The sequence below is a fragment of the Lysinibacillus sp. PWR01 genome (assembly GCF_043359455.1).
In the GTDB taxonomy this organism is placed as follows: Bacteria; Bacillota; Bacilli; order Bacillales_A; family Planococcaceae; genus Lysinibacillus; species Lysinibacillus fusiformis_F.
Map to the genome: position 1 here is coordinate 96,408 of NZ_JBHERJ010000056.1, position 18,843 is coordinate 115,250.

At 38.7% G+C, this 18,843-nt stretch carries 22 protein-coding genes and 1 riboswitch; of the genes, 8 read left to right on the plus strand and 14 right to left on the minus strand.

All coding sequences use genetic code 11. The features are described from left to right. The first annotated feature begins 29 nt into the window (after positions 1-29). Positions 30-314 carry a hypothetical protein gene (locus ACEVFT_RS12060; RefSeq protein WP_393950013.1) on the plus strand — a complete coding sequence of 95 codons (285 nt, stop codon included), beginning with the start codon at positions 30-32 and terminating at the stop codon, positions 312-314. Positions 315-401: 87 nt separating this feature from the next. After that, the gene (locus ACEVFT_RS12065; protein ID WP_342440739.1) at positions 402-878 is read left to right on the plus strand and encodes a GNAT family N-acetyltransferase; all 477 of its coding nucleotides are present in this window, start codon (positions 402-404) and stop codon (positions 876-878) included. 172 nt (positions 879-1,050) lie between these two features. On the opposite strand, the gene ACEVFT_RS12070 is transcribed toward ACEVFT_RS12065, so the two are convergent. The 4 genes from ACEVFT_RS12070 to ACEVFT_RS12085 are packed head-to-tail and all read right to left on the minus strand — an operon-like array spanning position 1,051 to position 3,212. After that, positions 1,051-1,404 (minus strand): YhjD family protein, encoded by a 354-nt coding sequence (locus ACEVFT_RS12070; protein WP_393950015.1) that lies wholly within the window; start codon positions 1,402-1,404, stop codon positions 1,051-1,053. Next, a complete protein-coding gene (locus ACEVFT_RS12075) occupies positions 1,388-1,723 on the minus strand; it encodes a YolD-like family protein (protein WP_393950016.1) in 336 nt (111 codons plus the stop codon). Before ACEVFT_RS12075 ends, ACEVFT_RS12070 begins: the two co-directional genes overlap by 17 nt. Positions 1,724-1,734: 11 nt before the next feature. Beyond that, positions 1,735-2,994 (minus strand): Y-family DNA polymerase, encoded by a 1,260-nt coding sequence (locus tag ACEVFT_RS12080; protein ID WP_342440748.1) that lies wholly within the window; start codon positions 2,992-2,994, stop codon positions 1,735-1,737. Continuing rightward, the gene (locus ACEVFT_RS12085; protein ID WP_205443991.1) at positions 2,991-3,212 is read right to left on the minus strand and encodes a transcriptional regulator; all 222 of its coding nucleotides are present in this window, start codon (positions 3,210-3,212) and stop codon (positions 2,991-2,993) included. Before ACEVFT_RS12085 ends, ACEVFT_RS12080 begins: the two co-directional genes overlap by 4 nt. A gap of 244 nt (positions 3,213-3,456) precedes the next feature. Between ACEVFT_RS12085 and ACEVFT_RS12090 the strand changes: the two genes are divergently transcribed. Continuing rightward, positions 3,457-4,113 carry a cupin domain-containing protein gene (locus tag ACEVFT_RS12090; protein WP_393950030.1) on the plus strand — a complete coding sequence of 219 codons (657 nt, stop codon included), beginning with the start codon at positions 3,457-3,459 and terminating at the stop codon, positions 4,111-4,113. 97 nt (positions 4,114-4,210) lie between these two features. After that, positions 4,211-4,693 (plus strand): DUF3231 family protein, encoded by a 483-nt coding sequence (locus tag ACEVFT_RS12095; RefSeq protein ID WP_243456224.1) that lies wholly within the window; start codon positions 4,211-4,213, stop codon positions 4,691-4,693. A 47-nt stretch (positions 4,694-4,740) separates the two neighbouring features. Here ACEVFT_RS12095 and ACEVFT_RS12100 read toward each other — a convergent pair whose 3' ends face one another. Both ACEVFT_RS12100 and ACEVFT_RS12105 read right to left on the minus strand, forming a co-directional pair. Next, positions 4,741-7,347, minus strand: coding sequence for a cation-translocating P-type ATPase (locus tag ACEVFT_RS12100; RefSeq protein ID WP_342440749.1), 2,607 nt, complete (start codon positions 7,345-7,347; stop codon positions 4,741-4,743). A 253-nt stretch (positions 7,348-7,600) separates the two neighbouring features. After that, positions 7,601-8,791, minus strand: coding sequence for an MFS transporter (locus ACEVFT_RS12105; RefSeq protein WP_342440750.1), 1,191 nt, complete (start codon positions 8,789-8,791; stop codon positions 7,601-7,603). Between the two features lie 73 nt (positions 8,792-8,864). Continuing rightward, positions 8,865-8,964, minus strand: a riboswitch (purine riboswitch). 159 nt (positions 8,965-9,123) lie between these two features. Between ACEVFT_RS12105 and ACEVFT_RS12110 the strand changes: the two genes are divergently transcribed. Beyond that, complete coding sequence (locus tag ACEVFT_RS12110) at positions 9,124-9,327, plus strand: hypothetical protein (protein WP_393950018.1); 204 nt, start codon at positions 9,124-9,126, stop codon at positions 9,325-9,327. Positions 9,328-9,363: 36 nt separating this feature from the next. Here the strand turns inward: ACEVFT_RS12110 and lepB are convergent, their stop codons facing one another. From lepB to ACEVFT_RS12125, 3 genes are all read right to left on the minus strand, one after another. Then, on the minus strand, positions 9,364-9,924 hold the full coding sequence (gene lepB / locus ACEVFT_RS12115) for a signal peptidase I (protein WP_342440752.1): 561 nt from the start codon (positions 9,922-9,924) through the stop codon (positions 9,364-9,366). Positions 9,925-10,072: 148 nt separating this feature from the next. After that, positions 10,073-10,183 (minus strand): hypothetical protein, encoded by a 111-nt coding sequence (locus ACEVFT_RS12120; protein WP_016995537.1) that lies wholly within the window; start codon positions 10,181-10,183, stop codon positions 10,073-10,075. Between the two features lie 348 nt (positions 10,184-10,531). Next, on the minus strand, positions 10,532-11,470 hold the full coding sequence (locus tag ACEVFT_RS12125; protein ID WP_205443995.1) for an LCP family glycopolymer transferase: 939 nt from the start codon (positions 11,468-11,470) through the stop codon (positions 10,532-10,534). A gap of 296 nt (positions 11,471-11,766) precedes the next feature. On the opposite strand from ACEVFT_RS12125, the gene ACEVFT_RS12130 reads away from it, so the two are divergent. Further along, complete coding sequence (locus tag ACEVFT_RS12130; RefSeq protein WP_393950021.1) at positions 11,767-12,855, plus strand: M24 family metallopeptidase; 1,089 nt, start codon at positions 11,767-11,769, stop codon at positions 12,853-12,855. Between the two features lie 14 nt (positions 12,856-12,869). Then, positions 12,870-14,072, plus strand: a complete 1,203-nt coding sequence (locus tag ACEVFT_RS12135; protein WP_393950023.1) for an aminotransferase class V-fold PLP-dependent enzyme — start codon at positions 12,870-12,872, stop codon at positions 14,070-14,072. Between the two features lie 24 nt (positions 14,073-14,096). Here the strand turns inward: ACEVFT_RS12135 and ACEVFT_RS12140 are convergent, their stop codons facing one another. The 5 genes from ACEVFT_RS12140 to ACEVFT_RS12160 form a co-directional block, all read right to left on the minus strand. Further along, positions 14,097-14,870, minus strand: coding sequence for an IclR family transcriptional regulator (locus ACEVFT_RS12140; RefSeq protein ID WP_004230566.1), 774 nt, complete (start codon positions 14,868-14,870; stop codon positions 14,097-14,099). 300 nt (positions 14,871-15,170) lie between these two features. After that, complete coding sequence (locus ACEVFT_RS12145; RefSeq protein WP_243456226.1) at positions 15,171-15,605, minus strand: MarR family winged helix-turn-helix transcriptional regulator; 435 nt, start codon at positions 15,603-15,605, stop codon at positions 15,171-15,173. 25 nt (positions 15,606-15,630) lie between these two features. Then, entirely contained in the window at positions 15,631-16,386 is a 756-nt protein-coding gene (locus tag ACEVFT_RS12150; protein WP_205443998.1) for an SDR family NAD(P)-dependent oxidoreductase, read from the minus strand. 167 nt (positions 16,387-16,553) lie between these two features. Beyond that, positions 16,554-17,555, minus strand: a complete 1,002-nt coding sequence (locus ACEVFT_RS12155) for an anti sigma factor C-terminal domain-containing protein (RefSeq protein ID WP_205447557.1) — start codon at positions 17,553-17,555, stop codon at positions 16,554-16,556. After that, a complete protein-coding gene (locus ACEVFT_RS12160; protein WP_393950026.1) occupies positions 17,548-18,051 on the minus strand; it encodes an RNA polymerase sigma factor in 504 nt (167 codons plus the stop codon). Before ACEVFT_RS12160 ends, ACEVFT_RS12155 begins: the two co-directional genes overlap by 8 nt. 195 nt (positions 18,052-18,246) lie before the next feature. Here ACEVFT_RS12160 and ACEVFT_RS12165 point away from each other — a divergent pair, with 195 nt between their 5' ends. Continuing rightward, positions 18,247-18,615, plus strand: coding sequence for a hypothetical protein (locus ACEVFT_RS12165; protein WP_205447559.1), 369 nt, complete (start codon positions 18,247-18,249; stop codon positions 18,613-18,615). The last annotated feature ends 228 nt before the right edge of the window (positions 18,616-18,843 follow it).

An 18,843-nucleotide genomic window follows, 5' to 3' on the forward strand; every position in this document is an offset into this window, starting at 1 on the left:
AATTCGTTTTTATAGGAAGGAGGAAAATAATGAGAATTAATTTAAATTTTTGGTCATTTATTTTATCTTTGGGTTGCATCCTACTATTTTTTCTATCAGGCACATTGAAAGGCTTCTTTGACACACATCTTCATTTACATCCATTACTATTGACACTTCTCTTGTCCATTGCCTGCTTTTATCTAAGCCTGGTCGGCATGAAAGATGTGAAAAATTTAACGACCTTGCTTCGAGGAATTTTGACAATGGTAATCACTCTTATTGTGATTATTAGTATTTCTTTTATTTTATTTTTTGGTACCCTATTAAGTTAAAATGACCTGCCCCCATATTATTTTTATACAAGCCTCCTTGACGAACATTTGTTCTATGTTTAAAATATTAAAAAAGGAGGCTTTTTTATGCAAAAAACAACGAGTATTGCGTTAGTACATTTCTCTAAAAACTACGTAGAACAGTTAAATCGTTTTGAATTACCGGAAGAACAACACCAATTTACAGCTCTTCCTAAAGAGATTGCGATTGAAAAGGTAGGACAATATCCGATTGTGATTTTAAGTGATGATGTACCTGTTGGCTTTTTTGTTCTTCATGCAACGGACAGAGTTAAGGAGTATTCTAGTAATCCTCAGGCCATGTTACTAACTGCCCTATCCATCGATCATCAGCAACAAGGTAAGGGCTATGCTAAAATGGCCATGTTTGCTCTTGCTGATTTTGTGAAGCAGGAATTTAAAGAATGTAACGAAGTGGTGTTAGTCGTCAATCATAAAAATATAGCTGCACAGAATTTGTATATCAAAGTAGGCTTTGTGGATCATGGCGTAAGAAGAATGGGGCCTATTGGTGAGCAAATCGTTTTGAATTTGCCGCTCTAAAGATAGCGTCACCCATTTATGTAGCCAATGTTCGTATCACCTATCAATTCAATCGTTCTAACAATGAATTTCTTGTTGAGCAAATGGATGTGAAACCTATCGAGAAATAAAGCCAGCCAAAAGCTGACCATTCTTGTCATCAGCTTTTGGCTTTTTCGTCGTAAACGTAAGCCTATGCATTGTGTAGATGTTTATTCATAAGCTCCTCCACCTGGGTTTTTAATGCTTGGTTGGCATAGCGTAGCACCTCATCATTGCCTGCGGTAGCCACTTGCACATCACTAAAGTAGTCATCAATCCGGTGCCAGCCAACTAATCGTATTTTTTGTTGGGCGAGCTGACGTTTCAATTGAAAATAATCTTTGTGTAGCTGCTTTAACAAGGCATCCATGGCAGGTAAAAATACACGCTTCATCTTAAAATGTTCTGCCACTGTCAGATCGTGCTGCAAGGATTTCACGGCTAAATCAAGCAGCACATATTGATGTAATAATCGTCGTTGCTCTCCATTAATCACAGCCATCATCTTCTATACGAGCAGCATAAATATACCTTAAGGGAATATGCTTCGTTGTGGTAATGGTTTCAAGTAGCAACTGCTCCTTGTTCATTGCTTGAATGGTACCTCCCCATTGCACATAGTTACCATGTTCCCATATAGTTAACATAATATAGTTATGTTGTACGAATGCTCGTGTGATTGTTTGCTGTAGTTCTTCAAGCTCCCATTCAGCATGTTCCCGAGGTGACTCTGTCAACATCTCTTGTTTCCACGCCTTCAAAAGCATTAAATGCTCTGGTAGCATCATCGCTGTCCATTTCATCGTTCCTCTATCTCTTATCATTTTTTCACTCCTTATGCTAAATGCCCGCCAACTAAGCGATTCCGTGAAATAGCCGTACCAGCGTTTGTATAGGAGGCTGCGCGTAATAAGGCCACCACTCCATATTTTCTGCGAATCGCATCCATGACATGACCAATGACCTGTCGTTGTTCCCTCCGCTCATCAAATAAATCAAGTTGAATACTACGCTCTGGCTCTAGGTTTGTCAGTCTAACCGATAATTGACGTGCTGGCTCACCCGCAAAATGCTCATCTAGTAAGGCCAGACATGTCTGATACATGACAAGGGTCTCATTAGTTGGACTTTCGATGGTTCTTGAGCGATGGAACCCTTTTGTCATCGCATTGCGACTATAAGAGAGCCCCAAGCTAACCGTCCGCCCTACATACCCCGCTTCTCGTGTACGTCGCATCACATCCTCACACATTTCTAACAGCACAACCGCAATATCCTTTCGTGTGTGATAATCCTTCATCAGCATTTGGCCCTTCCCAAAGCTTAATGCCGCATTGTTCACTAGTGGCTCCCCCAATGTGGAGAGATCAATGCCCCATGCATGGTAATAGTATTGATTACCCATAATACCAAAACGCTTTTCTAATTCGGCTAAATCGGCATGGGCTAATCCACCGACTGTTTGGATGCCCATCGCATTTAAATTGGCTGCCATCTGTTTACCAATCCCCCACATATCAGATAAAGAACGTACTGGCCAAAGCTTTGGTGGCACATCTGCATAGGTCCATTTGGCAAAGCCTGACTTTTTTGCCTCTAGATCTAACGCTAATTTAGCCATCAGCATATTTGGTCCCATGCCAATGGCGGACGGAATGCGAAACTTTTCATAGATATCTTCCTGAATCAATTTGGCTACCTGCTCAGGTGAGCCCCAAAGTTGCTCTGTTCCCGTTAGATCTACAAAGCTTTCATCCACACTATAAACATGGATCGCCTCTGGAGGGACATATTGTGCAATCAGACGCGTAATGGCCATGGACATCTCTAGAAAAAAGGACATTTTTGGCTCAAACAGCTTAATATCTGGGTGTTGGGGAATTTCATAACGTCTATTCCCTGTTTTAATGTTAAATTTTTCTTTCATCATCGGGGAAGCAGCCAGAACAATACTGCCTGGTTGCTCAAAATTACCGATGACGGCAATCGGATCTGTCAGAACATCTAGCCCTTCTAGCATAGCGATACAGCTCGCATAAAAACATTTCATATCAATACAAAAAATATCTCTTTGTGGGAAGTCGTCGTAATTCATATGACCTCAGACTCTCGCTGTAAAATAGGCAGAAGTGCTAGAACATTGTTAATAAGAAACGTACGCTTCGCTAGCCTTGTAAAGCAAAAGGCGGTAAAGGAATCACCTGTGATGTTGATGATTTTCACGCGCCTTTTTGTAATGGCACCTGATTTCGCTATATACATCATGTGGACGATTTGGTGACGGTGCATGGCTTTTATTAACTGTTCTTTCATGTTGAATGCTCCTTTACTGACTCTGTTTACGTGCGTTACATGTTGAACAGAGTTTTTCACAACTAAGAACAAACGTTTGTGTTTTCATTATACGCACATACGTTCTGAAATAGAAGTGGTAATTTTAGCTAATTTTTATCCAGACAGATGCTAGCGGCATCTAGGCATTTGTGTAAGTCTAGAAGCCCTTAAAACATAATCTATGATGATGAATAGCTCAATTTACATGAGAAAGGATGTAAGTATCAGCTCAAATATCGATTATAGCTCCCCTTCTGCAGCGTTCACGTTTGATGTCAATAAAAGTACGCTTTTTAAAAAAGACTCCCGAAATTACATTAATATTCTCGGTGTGGAACAATTAAATACATTAGAAAATACATCTTTGCTTGATATTTTTTTAAGTAAAGACAATGTCATCGAGCCACATTACCATCAAAATGCAGCCGAGCTTGTCTATTGTATTGCAGGAGCAGCAACGGTTTCTCTATTGAATCCCTTTACCAAGAAAATTCAAAACTATCCCATCAAGCCTGGGCAAGTTGCCAATATACCACAGGGCTGGTGGCATTATGAGGTAGCAACAGAAGATAACACACATCTACTCGCTATTTTTGATGCGCCAACGCCAGAGGTCATTTTAGGCTCTGATATCTTAAAATTCACACCAGCCAATATTATGGCCCATACGTATTGTTTAGATGAAGAGCAATGGAAGAAAACTATTGCACCGATTGTTCCTACAACTTATATTGGACCAGCAAAAGGCTGCAATCGTGTCAAATCAGCAACCGATCAAGCCCCTTATAAACCAACCATGCCACAGCAATATATGAAACCATGTCCATACCCTTATCCATATCATTACCCTCATACGTATTCTTATGGCATGTACTATTAGCGACCTCTTATTCATTTTTTATTGTAAAAGATGAATAGAATGTCATTTACTGCTCCATCCTAATCTTAATTCAAACTAAGAGTTAGGAAGTGTCAGGATGACAATGATAAATGAAAATCTAGCATCATTACGATTTAAGGAGATTTTTAAGCTTTGGTCACAGCTCGGTGTCAATCAAGGCTATATTGCTTCAAGCCATGCCTTTTTTAAGCATACGCGTGATAAAAACTTAAAAATCCTAACATTGGAATTTATTCAATGTTTAAAAGAAGAAAATAAACAGCTAACACTGCTATTAAAGGAAAACGGTGTGCTAGCACCAACAGCCTCGATAGAGTACAGCAAAATGAAAATAACGGATATTCGTGGAAAATCTTTCATTAATGATAGCGAAATTAGTGCTATTTTATCGATGAATATTGCCTCCTCTTTGATTGCCGTAAGCCAAGCTTTAGAACTGGCAGTAAAGAAAACACATCTAACCAAGTATGGTGAACTCCATATGCGTTATGCCCTACTTGGAGCGAAATTGATTGACCTAAGTAAGAGTAAAGGCTGGTTATTAGCCTCTCCACGCTAAAAAGAAGCCTCCGTTTATTACCTAACGGAAGCTTCTTTTTTTATCTATTATCGGTTTCTCACAAACAGTAGCTTATACCATTGATTGACTAGGAATGGTAACACCGATAGGCTATAAATAAAGCCTAGCTGTGCTAGTGTTAATGGAGCTACCTCAAAGACCGTTGTAAGCATTGGCATAAATAAAACAATGTGTAAACTTAGCACACCAATGATAAAGGCAAACCACGTATATTTATTCGAAAATACACCAATAGCAAAAATGGATTGTTTGGATCGAGAGTTAAAGCCATGCACTAACCTTGATAAGCATAGCGTTGTAAAGGCCATCGTGCTCGCTGTTAACGTATCGCCTGTCGATAAACCGATTTGAAACGCAATAATGGTGGAAATGGCGATTAATATCCCTTCAAGCACGACTTGTGTGGTAAAGGCTTTATTTAATAAAGGGGTATGAATGTTTCTAGGCTTGTCCTTCATTGTTTTCTTATTATTTGGCTCTAAACCGATGGCGATAGCTGGCAGACTATCTGTTAATAAGTTGATGAATAATAGATGGACAGGTGCAAAAGGAACAGGTAAGCCCAGAACCGTTGCATACAACACGACAAAAATAGCGCCTGCATTTCCAGATAATAAGAACAGAATGGCATTTTTAATATTTGTATAGATGCTACGGCCATTGGCGATTGCTTTAACAATCGTTGAAAAATTATCATCAGTTAAAATCATGGACGAGGCATCTTTTGCAACCTCTGTTCCCGTCACGCCCATAGCTACCCCAATATCTGCTTGTTTCAGAGCAGGGCCGTCATTGACACCATCCCCTGTCATGGCGACAACATGCCCTTTATCCTGCCATGCTTTAACAATACGGATTTTTTGGGCTGGTGTAACACGAGCATACACAGAATAATCATGTACTTTATCTTGTAGCTCTTGATCGGTTAGACCCTCGAGTGCATGTCCTTCTATCGCTTCTGCTGGATTTTGTAAAATACCAATTTGTTCGGCAATAGCCGTTGCTGTAATTTTATGGTCCCCTGTAATCATGACGGGCTTAATACCTGCTTTTATACAGCTTTCCACAGCCTCTTTTGATTCTTTTCTTGGCGGGTCCATCATTGCCACTAAGCCCACAAAGATTAAATCTCGTTCCGCTCTTGTATCGACTTTTTGTAGAGGCAATACCTCCTTATAAGCAATGGCTAACACCCTTAAGCCATTCATAGAAAAATCACGATTCATCGCCTCGATTTTCTGACGATGCTGCGGGGTCATCTCAAAAATGCCTGTTGATGTTTTGATTCGTGTCACTTTTGGCAAGAGTACATCTAAAGCCCCTTTGGTAATCATGACGGGTTGCTTGTCCATCTGATTGACAGTGCTCATGAGCTTCCTCGTCGAATCAAATGGAATTTCAGCCAGGCGTGGATATTGCTCGCGGATATTCAATTCATCTAAACCATACTGTTTCCCCAATTTCACGAGCGCAATTTCTGTAGGATCGCCGATTTCTTTCTGCTCACGCTCTACAGCATCACTACATAAAAGGGCTTTTACCATTAGCTCTTTTTCCACTGGGTTCGTTGGATTAAGCCAGTCATGGGGAATCTTCTTCTGGTCTACAAAAACTTCCTGTACCACCATTTTATTTTCTGTTAAAGTACCTGTTTTATCGGAACAAATGACCGATACACTCCCTAAGCTTTCAACAGCATACAGCTTGCGAATGATCGCATTTTCCTTCGCCATCTTTTGGGTGCCAAAAGCTAATACGATGGTCACAATGGAGCTCAAAGCCTCTGGAATAGCCGCAACAGCAAGAGATACGGCAAACATAAAGGATTCCACTAAGGCTCGTCCTCGGATAAGGTCAATAGTAAAAATCGCTAAACAAATCAGCGTAATCCCTAATGCTAATTTTTCACCGAATTGATCAAGGCTAATCTGTAACGGTGTTTTCTTTTCCTTGGCTGTATCGAGTAAATTCGCAATTTTTCCGATTTCCGTCTGCATCCCGATTGCCGTAACCATCACGATGCCACGTCCATTGGTCACAAAGCTTCCTGAGTACACCATATTTTTCTTATCCGCAATGGTGATATTGTTTTTTCGAATAGGGTCTGTACTTTTGGCCACAGCTATCGATTCGCCTGTAAGAGAGCTTTCGTTGATGTGTAAATTATGGCTTTCTAGTAGTCTGCCATCTGCATTGATATAGTCTCCTGCCTCCAACATCAGAAGGTCTCCTACTACAATTTCTTCAGAAGGAATTTCTACTAGTTGATTATTGCGCATGACCTTGGCAATGGGAGAGGTCAAGGCTTTCAGATTATCTAGTGACTGTTCTGCCTTGACATGCTGCACTGTACCTAAAATGGCATTTAAAATGACCACAATCATGATCACAATGGTGCTTTCTACTTCTCCTAGTAGAAAGGAAACAATGGCAGCAACGAGTAAAATGATGACCAATAAATCTTTAAATTGGCCCATGAAAACAGCCAACGTACTTGTTTTTTTCCCTTCCTCTAATACATTATAGCCATAGACCTGTTGCCTTTTTTGGACGTCATCATCAGTCAAACCTTGTGTGGTGACGTTCAATATCTTCATGACTTCAGCAGATGATTGTTGATGATATTCAGTCATTGGGTTCTCCTTCCATTTACAAGAGATGAAGGTCTCCTACTATTTTTCTTGAAAATAATATTCGCTCTTAAAATCTCAAACTCCTCAAATCTGTAAATTCATTAACTACAACAATCTATTCCATAGGTAATTAGAGTATGCTAAGAAACCATAGAGAATTTAATTTTGGAAAGCGTATGAAAATAGATTCATGCAAACCAATTAAAAAGGTATTGGGATGGCTTTCCCAATACCTTTCATGGCTGTTGTTCTATTATGAGTTATGTTGTGCTGATTGATAATCTACGTGCTGCTCCTGTCCAAGTGGTGCTCTTTTAATAGAGAAGATGGCACAGCCTAAAGCACAGAGAACTAGAATCGTACCGAAGCTAGCTAAGTGCATAACAGATCCTGTCCAGGCAAACATTGCGCCACCAACTGCTGATCCGATAGAAATACCAATTTGCAGGGCAGCTGTATTTAAGCTTTGCTGAATATCGGATGATTGAGGATCCGCTTGAATTAAATAATTTTGTAATGGCGGTGTCAATGCCCAGCTCAACGCACCCCATAAAACCGTAAACACTAAAAACAGTGGTAAGGCAATAATTGTATAAGGAATACTGAATAAGACAATGGCGAAGGCCGAGACAATTAAAATAATGGCTTTACTTGTGCCAATTTTATCACTGACCCAGCCACCTACAGCATTCCCACTAACAGAGGCAATACCAAAGATTAAGTAACAAATACTAATCCATGAAGCACTCATATCAAATGCCTCTACTAAAAATGGTGTTAAATAAGCATAGAGCATGTAATGACCAGCTAGCATAAACAAGGTAGTTAACTGCGCTGTCAGGATTTTTAAATTCGCCAGAGATTTGATTTGCGCCTTGAGTGGCACTACTTCTCCAATTGGCATTTTTTCAAGTAATAAGGCAATTAATATCATTGAAATCGTTGACAGTACACTAATACCTAAAAATACAGCTCGCCAGCCAAACGCTTCTGTAATAAAAATACCCATTGGCACACCGATCACAAGCGCAGAACTTACGCCCATAAAAACAAGTCCAAGTGCTTTAGCGCGATGGCGAGGCTCTACGATTTTGGTTGTAATCGTTAATGATAAAACAATCACTAACGCTGTACTCATGGCTGTGAAAATACGTGCAATTAGCACAATGATGAACGTTGTACTAAAGAAAGTCATGAGATTTCCTAACGTGAAAATAAATAAAGAAATAAGGAATAAGCGCTTCCGTTCCACCTTGGCTGTCAAGGATAGTAGGACTGGCGCAGAAATTGCATAAACTAGTGCAAAAATAGTAATTAATTGCCCCGCTGTCGCTAAAGATACATCTAAATCCTCTGCAATATTTGGCAGTATGCCACCAACAATTAATTCAACTAACCCTACTGCAAAGGTAGTCATAGCAAGAATATAAACTCTCCAATTCATCGTAATCTCCCCTTCGTTACACGCTCATTTTTGTAGGAGATTATTTTAAAACAAAATAAAAAATCCTGACTACAAAAATAAAGCAAAGTTTTGTAGTCAGGATTTTATGGTTCCTGGTAGAGACCCTCAATCCATATTATTGAGGTTATACAGATCAAATATTTACTTTAGCTATAGTAGCACATCAAAATTTCATTGACAATAGCTTTTTTTATAGAGTTTTTTACATCTAACAATCTTTTCATCGAGAGAAAATTTCGATTTTCTGCTTATATTTCGACGAATTTGACCATATATAATAACATACAATAACTATTTTACGAGGTGATTGTTTGCGTATAGTAGGATTTGTCTGCTATTTTTTAATACTATTTTATGGCGTAGAATTAGTAGAAGAAGCGTTCACAAATGAAGAAACAGCAATGCAATCTCCCATGAAAAGTAAGCCATCGCCCATCAAGGAAACCGTTGAAAATTCAAGGATTTGTGTCTATTATCCCACTTATAAAAGCTGTACCGATTTACCCCAACAATAAAAAAGAGGCTACTCAATGGAGTGACCTCTTTTTTCATCATTTTGAACCAATATGAAAATGACTAAATGGATATAGTATTAATTTTGATTCACCGTACACTGCATCCTCTGAAATTAAACCATAATGGCGACTGTCACTACTTTTTAGACGATTGTCACCAAGCACAAAATACATGCCCTTTGGCACTTCTTTTTCATTTACTAATTGTTCCAATGTAAAGTTTTCCGTAATGCGTAATTGATTAGGATCATCCGTTTGACGGTTAACATAATCTTCTTTGTATGCTTTGCCATTGACATACAATACATCGTCTTTCATTTCCACTTTATCCCCTGGAAGACCAATGACACGCTTAATATATAACTCATCCTCAACAGGTGATTGGAAAACAATTTGATCGAAACGTTCGATTTTACTTGTTTTACTTACAATAATAATATCCTTATCATGGTAAGTCGGGTACATCGATGCTCCCTGCACTTTAATCGGCGCAAATAAAAATTGCTTACAGCCAAAAACAACAACAGCTGTAATGACAATAATTTTGATGTAGGATAGTATTTCTTTTTTTAGATTGGATGTTTTTTCCTCTTGCATGCTCATTCCCCGATACTGTTTTTTAATAGTATAACATTTTCTCACTATTATTGACGAATGAATCACACAAATTGTTTCCTATTCATAGAAAAATAGACAAGGCTACAAAGTAACATTGTCTAGAAATTGCTATTTTGATGTTTCACCGTTATGAATGGTTAGTTTGTGTAGCAGAGTGATGCTGCTCGTTTAATAAATCTACTGCTAATACGATACCAACTGGTAATGCAAATGCTAATAAAATTGTGCCTATAATCATCACAATCACTCCTTTAACCATTTCTAATGTCAGTATACACTTAATTTTCAGATATTTCAAGAAATATCGAAAAATGATGGATAACAGCAAAAAAATCATTCAACTAGGCATGCACCCTACCTGAATGATTTTTTATCCCTTACATAAACAATTTTAAACACAATACTTGTAGGCCTCTTACCGCTGATTGGACTGGATTTTTTCGCACTTTACGTTTAGGTACATAGCTTTGCATGCAATGATTCAGCGCTGTATACCTCAGCACCTGGGTCCTCCCATTCATTCATCTCCCTCCCTTCGTGGCCAAAAAGTTTACAACTCGTATGCGACATATTGTAAGCAACTTGCTTACTTGCTTTGTAAATGGTTTTTTAAATCTGTTTGTATTTTTTGAAGCTCTGCCTCATTCGGAATGTAGTACCAAATGCGGTTAATCCTTTCTCCATCTCCCTCTTCAAACGATAACTGCTCAATATCCTTATCCATTTTTTTATAAATACTTTGTAGCTGAATAAGGTCCTTCACAGAGAAATTCATGCGAACATTGTCGCCTAGTACATTCAGCATATCGGTTGCCTTTAATAATGTTGATGGTGTAGAAGCTTTTTTCATCACCGCTTCAATGATTTGGCGTTGTCGAATTTGACGTCCAAAATCACCTCGGGGATCTTCATAACGAATACGAGAAAAAATAAGGGCCTCATTACCATCTAATGTGATTTCTCCCTTTGGATAATGGTATTCGTCATAGGTTAAATCCATATCATTATCGATTGTTACGCCACCCAGCGTGTCAATAATTTGTAAAAAGCCCTCCATATTAATAAACACATAATAATCAATGGGTATATTTAAAAAATTCTCGACCGTATCCACAGCCATTGGGACGCCCCCAAAGGCATAGGCATGATTAATCTTATCTACTGTGTCATGACCAACGATTTCTGTTCGTGTATCACGGGGTATACTAAGCATTTTCATTGTCTGTTTTTCAGGATTCACAGTGATTACAATCATGGTATCGGAACGACCACTATCATCTTTTCGTTCATCGACCCCAAGCATCAGAACCGAAAATGGATCTTTTTTAATCACTGTTTTTTCTTCTGGTTGTGCTGCATCTGTTGTTTGAATAAGTGGTGTATTTATTTTATTCATAGTTTTTTGGATGGTAAAGTAGGCAGTACCTATAAAAATCAAAAAAATTGCTAATAGGCTACCAACAATCCACAGCCATAATTTTTTCTTGCTCTTTTTCTCTTTTGAGCGTTTCATATTTTTTTCCATACATAAGTCCTTTCTTGCTTAACAATTTTGCCCCTCTTTTTGACGTATTAAGTTGGAAAAAAGTTTATCTAGTCTACTTATATGCATAATGAACGAAAAAAAGACGTACACTAGTATTTACTAATTTTACAGCATACTATTCCCTCATTTGTCAATTATCTTCCTTTTACATTCATCCCCTTCTATCAAAATGGTGCTATCTTAATTTATTGAAAATTCATTATTGTTGATATATACTATTTTCAAGATACAACGTCTCTATAATAGAAACAATTTTATTTAGGAGGAATCACTCAATGTTTCAAAAAAGAAGAGAGCAGCTCGTTTCCCGTATGCAGCAACAGTCGATTGATGTAGCGGTACTAGTGCCAGGGTCAAACATGTATTATTTTACAGGCCTTCAGTTAAAGCAAAGTGAACGCTTAACAGTAGTCGCTATCACCGCTCATAATCAATTATATTTTCTCGTTCCACAAGTAGAATTAACAAAAGTAGACTTGAGTAATGGTGGGACAATCTTATCCTATTCAGATGAAGAAGGACCTACACAGGCCATCCAGCAACTAAAAAAAGAATTAGGAATAGCGCAGACACTTGGTATTGAATATGACGCCATGCGCGTGAAGGAACAGAAGGCTATCGAAAACCTTACATATGACAATTTATGTGATATCGGAGCATCCATTCGTGATATACGTATGGAAAAAGATGAACATGAAATAGCCCTTATGCGTCAGGCTGTACAGATTGTCGAAGAAAGTCTAGCAGCCACATTACCAATTATTCAAGCAGGTATTTCAGAAATGGAAGTCGCAGCCCAATTAGAATATGAAATGAGACGACGCGGATCAGAAGGAACACCTTTTGGGACTATTGTTGCTTCGGGTTATCGAGGTGCGCTTCCTCATGGTAGAGCAAGCACGAAAAAAATAGAGACAGGCGAATTAATCGTCATAGATTTTGGTGCTATTTATAAGGGCTATGTGGCGGATATGACCAGAACGGTTGCTTTAGGAGAAGTTTCTCCAACGCTAAAAACGATTTACAGCATTGTGAAGCAAGCAAATGAAACGGCCATAGCAGCCATAAAACCAGGTATGCCAGCTCATGCCATCGATGATCTGGCAAGAGGCATTATTTGCGATGCTGGCTATGGCGATTATTTCACACATCGACTTGGCCATGGCATTGGTTTAAGCGCACATGAAGAGCCTTATATGATGCAACGTAATCAACTAATGTTAAAGCCAGGCATGGCCTTTACTGTGGAGCCAGGTATCTATGTGCAGGATGTTGCTGGTGTTCGTATCGAGGATAATTTAATTGTCACAGAAGATGGTTACGAAAATTTGATGACCTATTCGAAAGAATTAATCATTTTATAAGGTTGGTGTGTACAATGATAGACATGAGGAAAATACAACAGGATATGCCGCTACTTGAACACTATATTTATCTAAACACAGCTGCTGCATCTGCCATGCCACAGCCAGTAGTGGATGAAATGACGAGCTATCTCCAAAAACAAGCAAGTATTGGTCCCTACTTGCCCTCTTTTCGTCAAGAAACGTATGCTCAAGTAGAGCGTATTCGAGAGCAAGCCGCATTGTTTATCGGCGCAATAAAAGAGGAAATTGCCTTTGTGCCAAACGGTTCAGTGGCTATTAATTATGTCGCTGGGGGCATGCAATGGAAACAGGGAGATGAGGTCATAGTGCTCGACACAGAAATGTTGAGTAACTATGTGCCTTGGCTTGCCCTTCAGCAACAAGGGGTTCAGCTGAAAGTGTTAAAAACGAATGATGAATATATGGTAGATTTACAAGCGCTTGAGCTACTCATCACCCCTCAAACGAGATTGATTGCCTTTGCCCATATGTCCAATGCTGCTGGGGCACTCCAGCCCGCCAAAGAAATATGTCAGCTAGCCCAGCAACACCATGTACTAACATTGATTAATGCCAATCAAACACTTGGTTTAACACCAATGAATGTTGCCGAACTTGGCTGTGACTTTCTAGTTGCATGTGGGCGAAAATGGCTACGCGGCCCTGAAGGATCAGGTATTTTATACGTACGAGAAGCGCTCATTCCAACATTGACGCCCATTATGATTGGCTGGGGCAGCACCCAGTGGGATTATCAGAACAATGCCTATTCTTTTTTAGAAACAGCTAAACGTTTTGAGCCAGGTTGTCCGATCATTCCCAGTATTTTCGGATTAGGGGCAGCTATTGATTATGCGAACAATATTGGTATCCATCACATATATGAACGCGTACAACAGCTAACAAACTATTTAATTGAACAGCTTGCAACGATTCCAGGCATTGTCTTATATGGCCCGCAAAATAATGCTTATCGATTATCGATTACACCGTTTAATATTGAAGGGCTGTCACCAGATGATCTAACCAATGCTTTAGCAGAACGTGGGGTCATCATTGAAGCGGGCACATTTATGGCGAATACCATTATGGAACGCAATCAAATTACTAAAATGGCCCGTTTTTCGCCACACTATTTTAATACGTTTGAAGAAATCGACACGGCTGTGTCCATCATGAAAGACATCCAAACAAAGGCTCAAGATAGACATTAACTATCTTGAGCCTCTTTTTCATGCTTATTCATGATACAATTTAAAGCTGTATTGATCGAAATAACGTTGAATATTCATTGCTCCGTATTGAAGAACATTCACCATTTCAGGTAACTTCTCCTCTGTTGGCTTACGATAAATAGGGCCAGCAATTGTTAAAGAGGCAATCACTTCTTTTTTACTATTAAAAAGAGGTACACCTAGCCCAAATACCGAGTGAGAATATTCTCCCGTCGAAAAGCACCAGCCTTGCTGTTGTATTTTTTCTAAATCAGCTAGCATTTCATCAGGGTCAGTAATCGTTTCAGGAGTTAATCTTTTCATCCCATGCTCCATGATCTCCTTTTTTCTCTCTTCAGGTAGATAAGCCATGATGACTTTACAAGATGCCCCAATATGTAGCGGTGTCCGCGTGCCAATCGACACCGAAAACTTAATGGTTTGAGAGCTCTCAGCTATTTCCACTGTGACACCATCCGTTCCATCTAGCCATGTTAAAAACACGGATTCTTTGATGGTATCTGCAAGGTTTATCATAATTGGTAAAACAAAGTCAGAAAGATTTAATTTATCTTTAACCATCTGACCATATTCTAGAAAGCGTAGCCCCAATTCATATTTTTTTGTCTCAGGATTTTGAATAAGAAAGCCTTGTTTTTCGAAGGTCGCTAAAATCCGATAAATAATCGAGTGACTAATATCCATCTCTTTCGCTAGCTCACGTACACCCCATGTAGGATTTTCCTTATTAAAATATTTCAGAACCTCCAAGGAGTTATCTAATGTTTTTAATGTCATTTTACACCTCAAATGTCTCTATAATAGAACCGTATTTTGATTATAAAATGAAGCCGGACAATTTTCAATAAATTCAACTATTTTACAATTAGATTTTAAATGAATTATTGTATTCAAGCAGTTAATAGGGTCATCCAAATTGCATAGAGCATGGCTATCCAGCAAAAATAGAAGGCTATCCACCAGAATCCTCATTCTATCCGTCACATATTGAGTTTTATCCGCCAGTTTGCGTATTCTATCCAATAAAAAATCAACCCACCTCTTAAAAGGAGCGTTGATTTTTTACATTACTATTAGCTACTCATTTTTCTGCTGGATACCCTGTACTAATTTTTCTTGAATCCGTAAGTATTGGGCAATTTCCTCATCATCTAATACGTCAAAAAGCTGTACAAAGACCTCTTTCCCGATGGATTGAGCCTTTGCTAAAGCACTTTGACCCTCAACTGTAATTTGTAAGCGAATCGTGCGACGGTCGGATGGATCATACAGTCTTTCTGCTAATCCAAGCTTGACCAACTTTTCAGCAATGCTCGTCATAGCACCTTTTGTATAGCCGATCGTTTCGGCTAATTCTGCTTGTTTTTGCGGGCCTTTGCCATGTAGCTCGTTTAAAACTAAAATAGGTGAAATTCCTAAAGGATATGGAAACGCTTTTGTAAAACGTATAATATTGGCATTATTCACCTGCTCAATCATATGAATCAGTTTAAAAATATTTGTCTGTTTCAAAAAAATCCTCCTCAAACGCCGAGCATTAATGAAGCATTAGTGAACCCCCATCCACCATAATCGTTTGACCCGTGATGTATTGGGAATCGTCAGAAGCTAAGAAAACAGCTACACGGCCGATATCTTGCTCAGTATCACCAAAACGACCTAGTGGGATTTTACTTCTAACCGCTTCATAATATTCTGGCTGTGCTTTTGCCCATGCCTGTACACCTGGTGAGTCAGCAAGCGGACTAATGATATTGACATTAATACCAAAACGTCCCCATTCATTTGCGGCAACACGTGAAATGCCGCGAATGGCTTCCTTAGCAGCGGCATAAGCTGCCTGTGTTTCATGACCTTGAATGCCTGCTCCAGATGCAAAGTTAATAATATTACCCTTTGTTTCTTTTAAATGTGGTAGTGCTGCTTGCATTAAATAGAAGGTTGGATAAAAACCTGTCCCAAATGACAAGTCAAGATCTGCTTGTGTAGTTTCTTCTATTGTAACTTGTTTAGCAGCATGAGCGTTATTAACTAGCACATCTAGTTTACCGTATTTTTCTACGACTGTATCAATAATTTTTGGTAATTCATCGCGTTCCATTAGATTCGCCTGTAAAAACATAGACTGTGGAGACATTTCTTGTAATTCTTTTGCCATTGCCTCGCCTGCTTCTGCATTTAAATCCACAATTGTGACAATCGCCCCTTCCTTTACCATAGATTTTGCCATTCCACTACCAATACCACCTGCACCACCAGTAATGATGACTACTTTGTTTTGTAGTTTACCCATTGCAACAACATCTCCTTCTTGTTTGTCTGTAAATAGTTTAACATTAAACTATTTAATTTTAAACTAAATTACTTCAGATAAAAAAGCCTATTCTGGTTAATCCAAAATAAGCTTTTCTAAAATTGACCTTTCCTGCAGGATCGTGCTGATTACTTTTTTCAAGCCCTCTATTTCTGATTTGATATTACACCAAATATAGACCCTTTAATGTATGGTTGTCCTTGTAATGACTGCAATTGTTCTGGTGTACCAGTTACTACCGCTCCAGTTATTTTCACATCACTTTTCTCCAGGGTCCCATTTTCCCCTATTAAAGCTTGATAAACCTGGTTTGTTTCCCACTCAAAGTTCTTGCCTTTACGAAGAAGCTCAATGTTTCGAATAAAGGTGTCAACCTCGTCGCTTGAAGAACGTCGGGGTTTTGGTTTGGATTGCTCTGATTGGAAGCCGTAAATGTACGGATGATTAGCTGCAATCGTATGCTGTCCTTGCTTAATAAAATCTAGCGTATCATCTGTATAAGCATCCACCCACCACCAATCTACTTGCACTTCAGGCGGTAGCTTGCTTTTAATGTCGTCAAAACGATAGGCATTATCAAAAGAAATAGCTAATTCTACTAAAGTATTTTTCTCCAATTGATTCAGTTCACTAATATTATCTTTATAATGATCGTATGCAATTTTAGGGTGATAAAAAAACATTTCTCGATCACCCGTGTAGTCATTAAACCGTTCGAATTGATGTGTTTCTGCCAGTGATTCTGAACCTTCTATTTGGATGGAGCTAGAAAAGGAAGTGAATGTAAGCGTTCCAAACAGATTATAATCACTTTCGATAGGCTTCCAAATATAGGGTCGATGCTGATCTCCAAGCACCTTATAGGTTGTTGTTGTTATTTTTCCTCCAAGCAAATGATCGTCATAAACCTGATTACTAATTTGAACATTGGGCGCACTTATTTCGTTAAATAAATGAATATCATCCATTACTTTTTGAGCACTATTTAACGATAAAGTCCTCAGCCCATACCATAAGGCTATTAGCACAATGGGTGTAACAATCAATGTAATCCCAATCATTTTGACTGTTGACCAAAACCTTGCCCTTCTCATTATTTTTTTCGTTTGTTTATCATCAAACAAAAATTCATTTTCTTCTTTATTCATCATGAATATCCTCCTTAAATCGTTCAGTAAATTCTTCCCTAGCACGTCTGACATGCGTTTTTAGTGTGTTTTCATTCTTATTCATCAAGGCTGAAATTTCCTTATACGATAATCCCAGCTCATATTTCAGGATTAATAATTCCTGATGCAAGATGGATAGCGTTTCGAGTGTGTTCTGTATGTCCTTTAATTTTTCTTTTTTTAGCATCTGGATCTCAGGAATATGAATGAATGAAGTCAATTGACTTTCCTCTAATTCTGTTGTTGGATGACGTGTTTCTTTTCTCTTGAGATCATAAAATTGATTGGTTGCTACACGATATAACCAGCTCATTACTTTGTCTGACTGAATTCCATTTTTATGTAATAAAAATTTATAACATGTATCTTGGACGATATCTTCTGCATCCTCATGGGCTAACCCACGTTTTCTCAAATAACGATATAGCAGCGTTCCTGCTTGCTGTAGAAACGCATTCATTGATTGCTTTACCATGTCCACCTCCCTTCTGCCTATACAACGCAGAACGCCATGAAAAGTTTACATATTACAAAAAGTTCCCATTAAATATTTTAGTTTACCGAAAACAAACTACATTTATTTTCAAATACATACAAGCATCTTTTTTATTTGACAAGAATATACTGTAGCAGCTAGCTAAAATCACTTTCAAGAAAGGAGTTGTGGATGATGGGTGCTAAATGGATAAAGGTTTCAGTCTTTTATTTATTGATTGTTTTTGCTTTTGGCCTGTTTATGCATTATACGGTTCAACTTCAATGGAAGGCGACACATGCTCATATTGGTGTGGTAGGTTGGCTGACTACTGGATTCATTGGTTTAATTTATTCGACTTATAAAGATGCTGCGGAGACAGGTCTTGCCAAAGCACAGTTCTGGCTTTACAATCTCGGTTTACCATTCCTTTTTGTTGGCATGATGATGGTGTATTGGGATGTACCACGCTGGTTATTTGAGCTTTTCGTATCAGGTGGTGGCATTGCTGTAGCACTGTCCGTTCTGTTATTCTTTGTCAATGTCTTTAAATATGTAAGATAAATAGGAAAGCCCCGCTTCAGTTGAAGTGGGGCTTTCCTATTGTTGAAAAACAAAACCATCAATAGAATTTTTGTGAAAGGTGAAAATGGTTTCCGTTGCAGGCTACTTGCTTTCCTGTGGGCGAGCGCCGAATCGCTTCCTCCGCTACCGCTCCGTGCAGGGTTTCGCCTGTCTCGCTATCCCACGGGAGTCAAGTAGCCCTCCACTCCAACCTACAAAATGTTAACT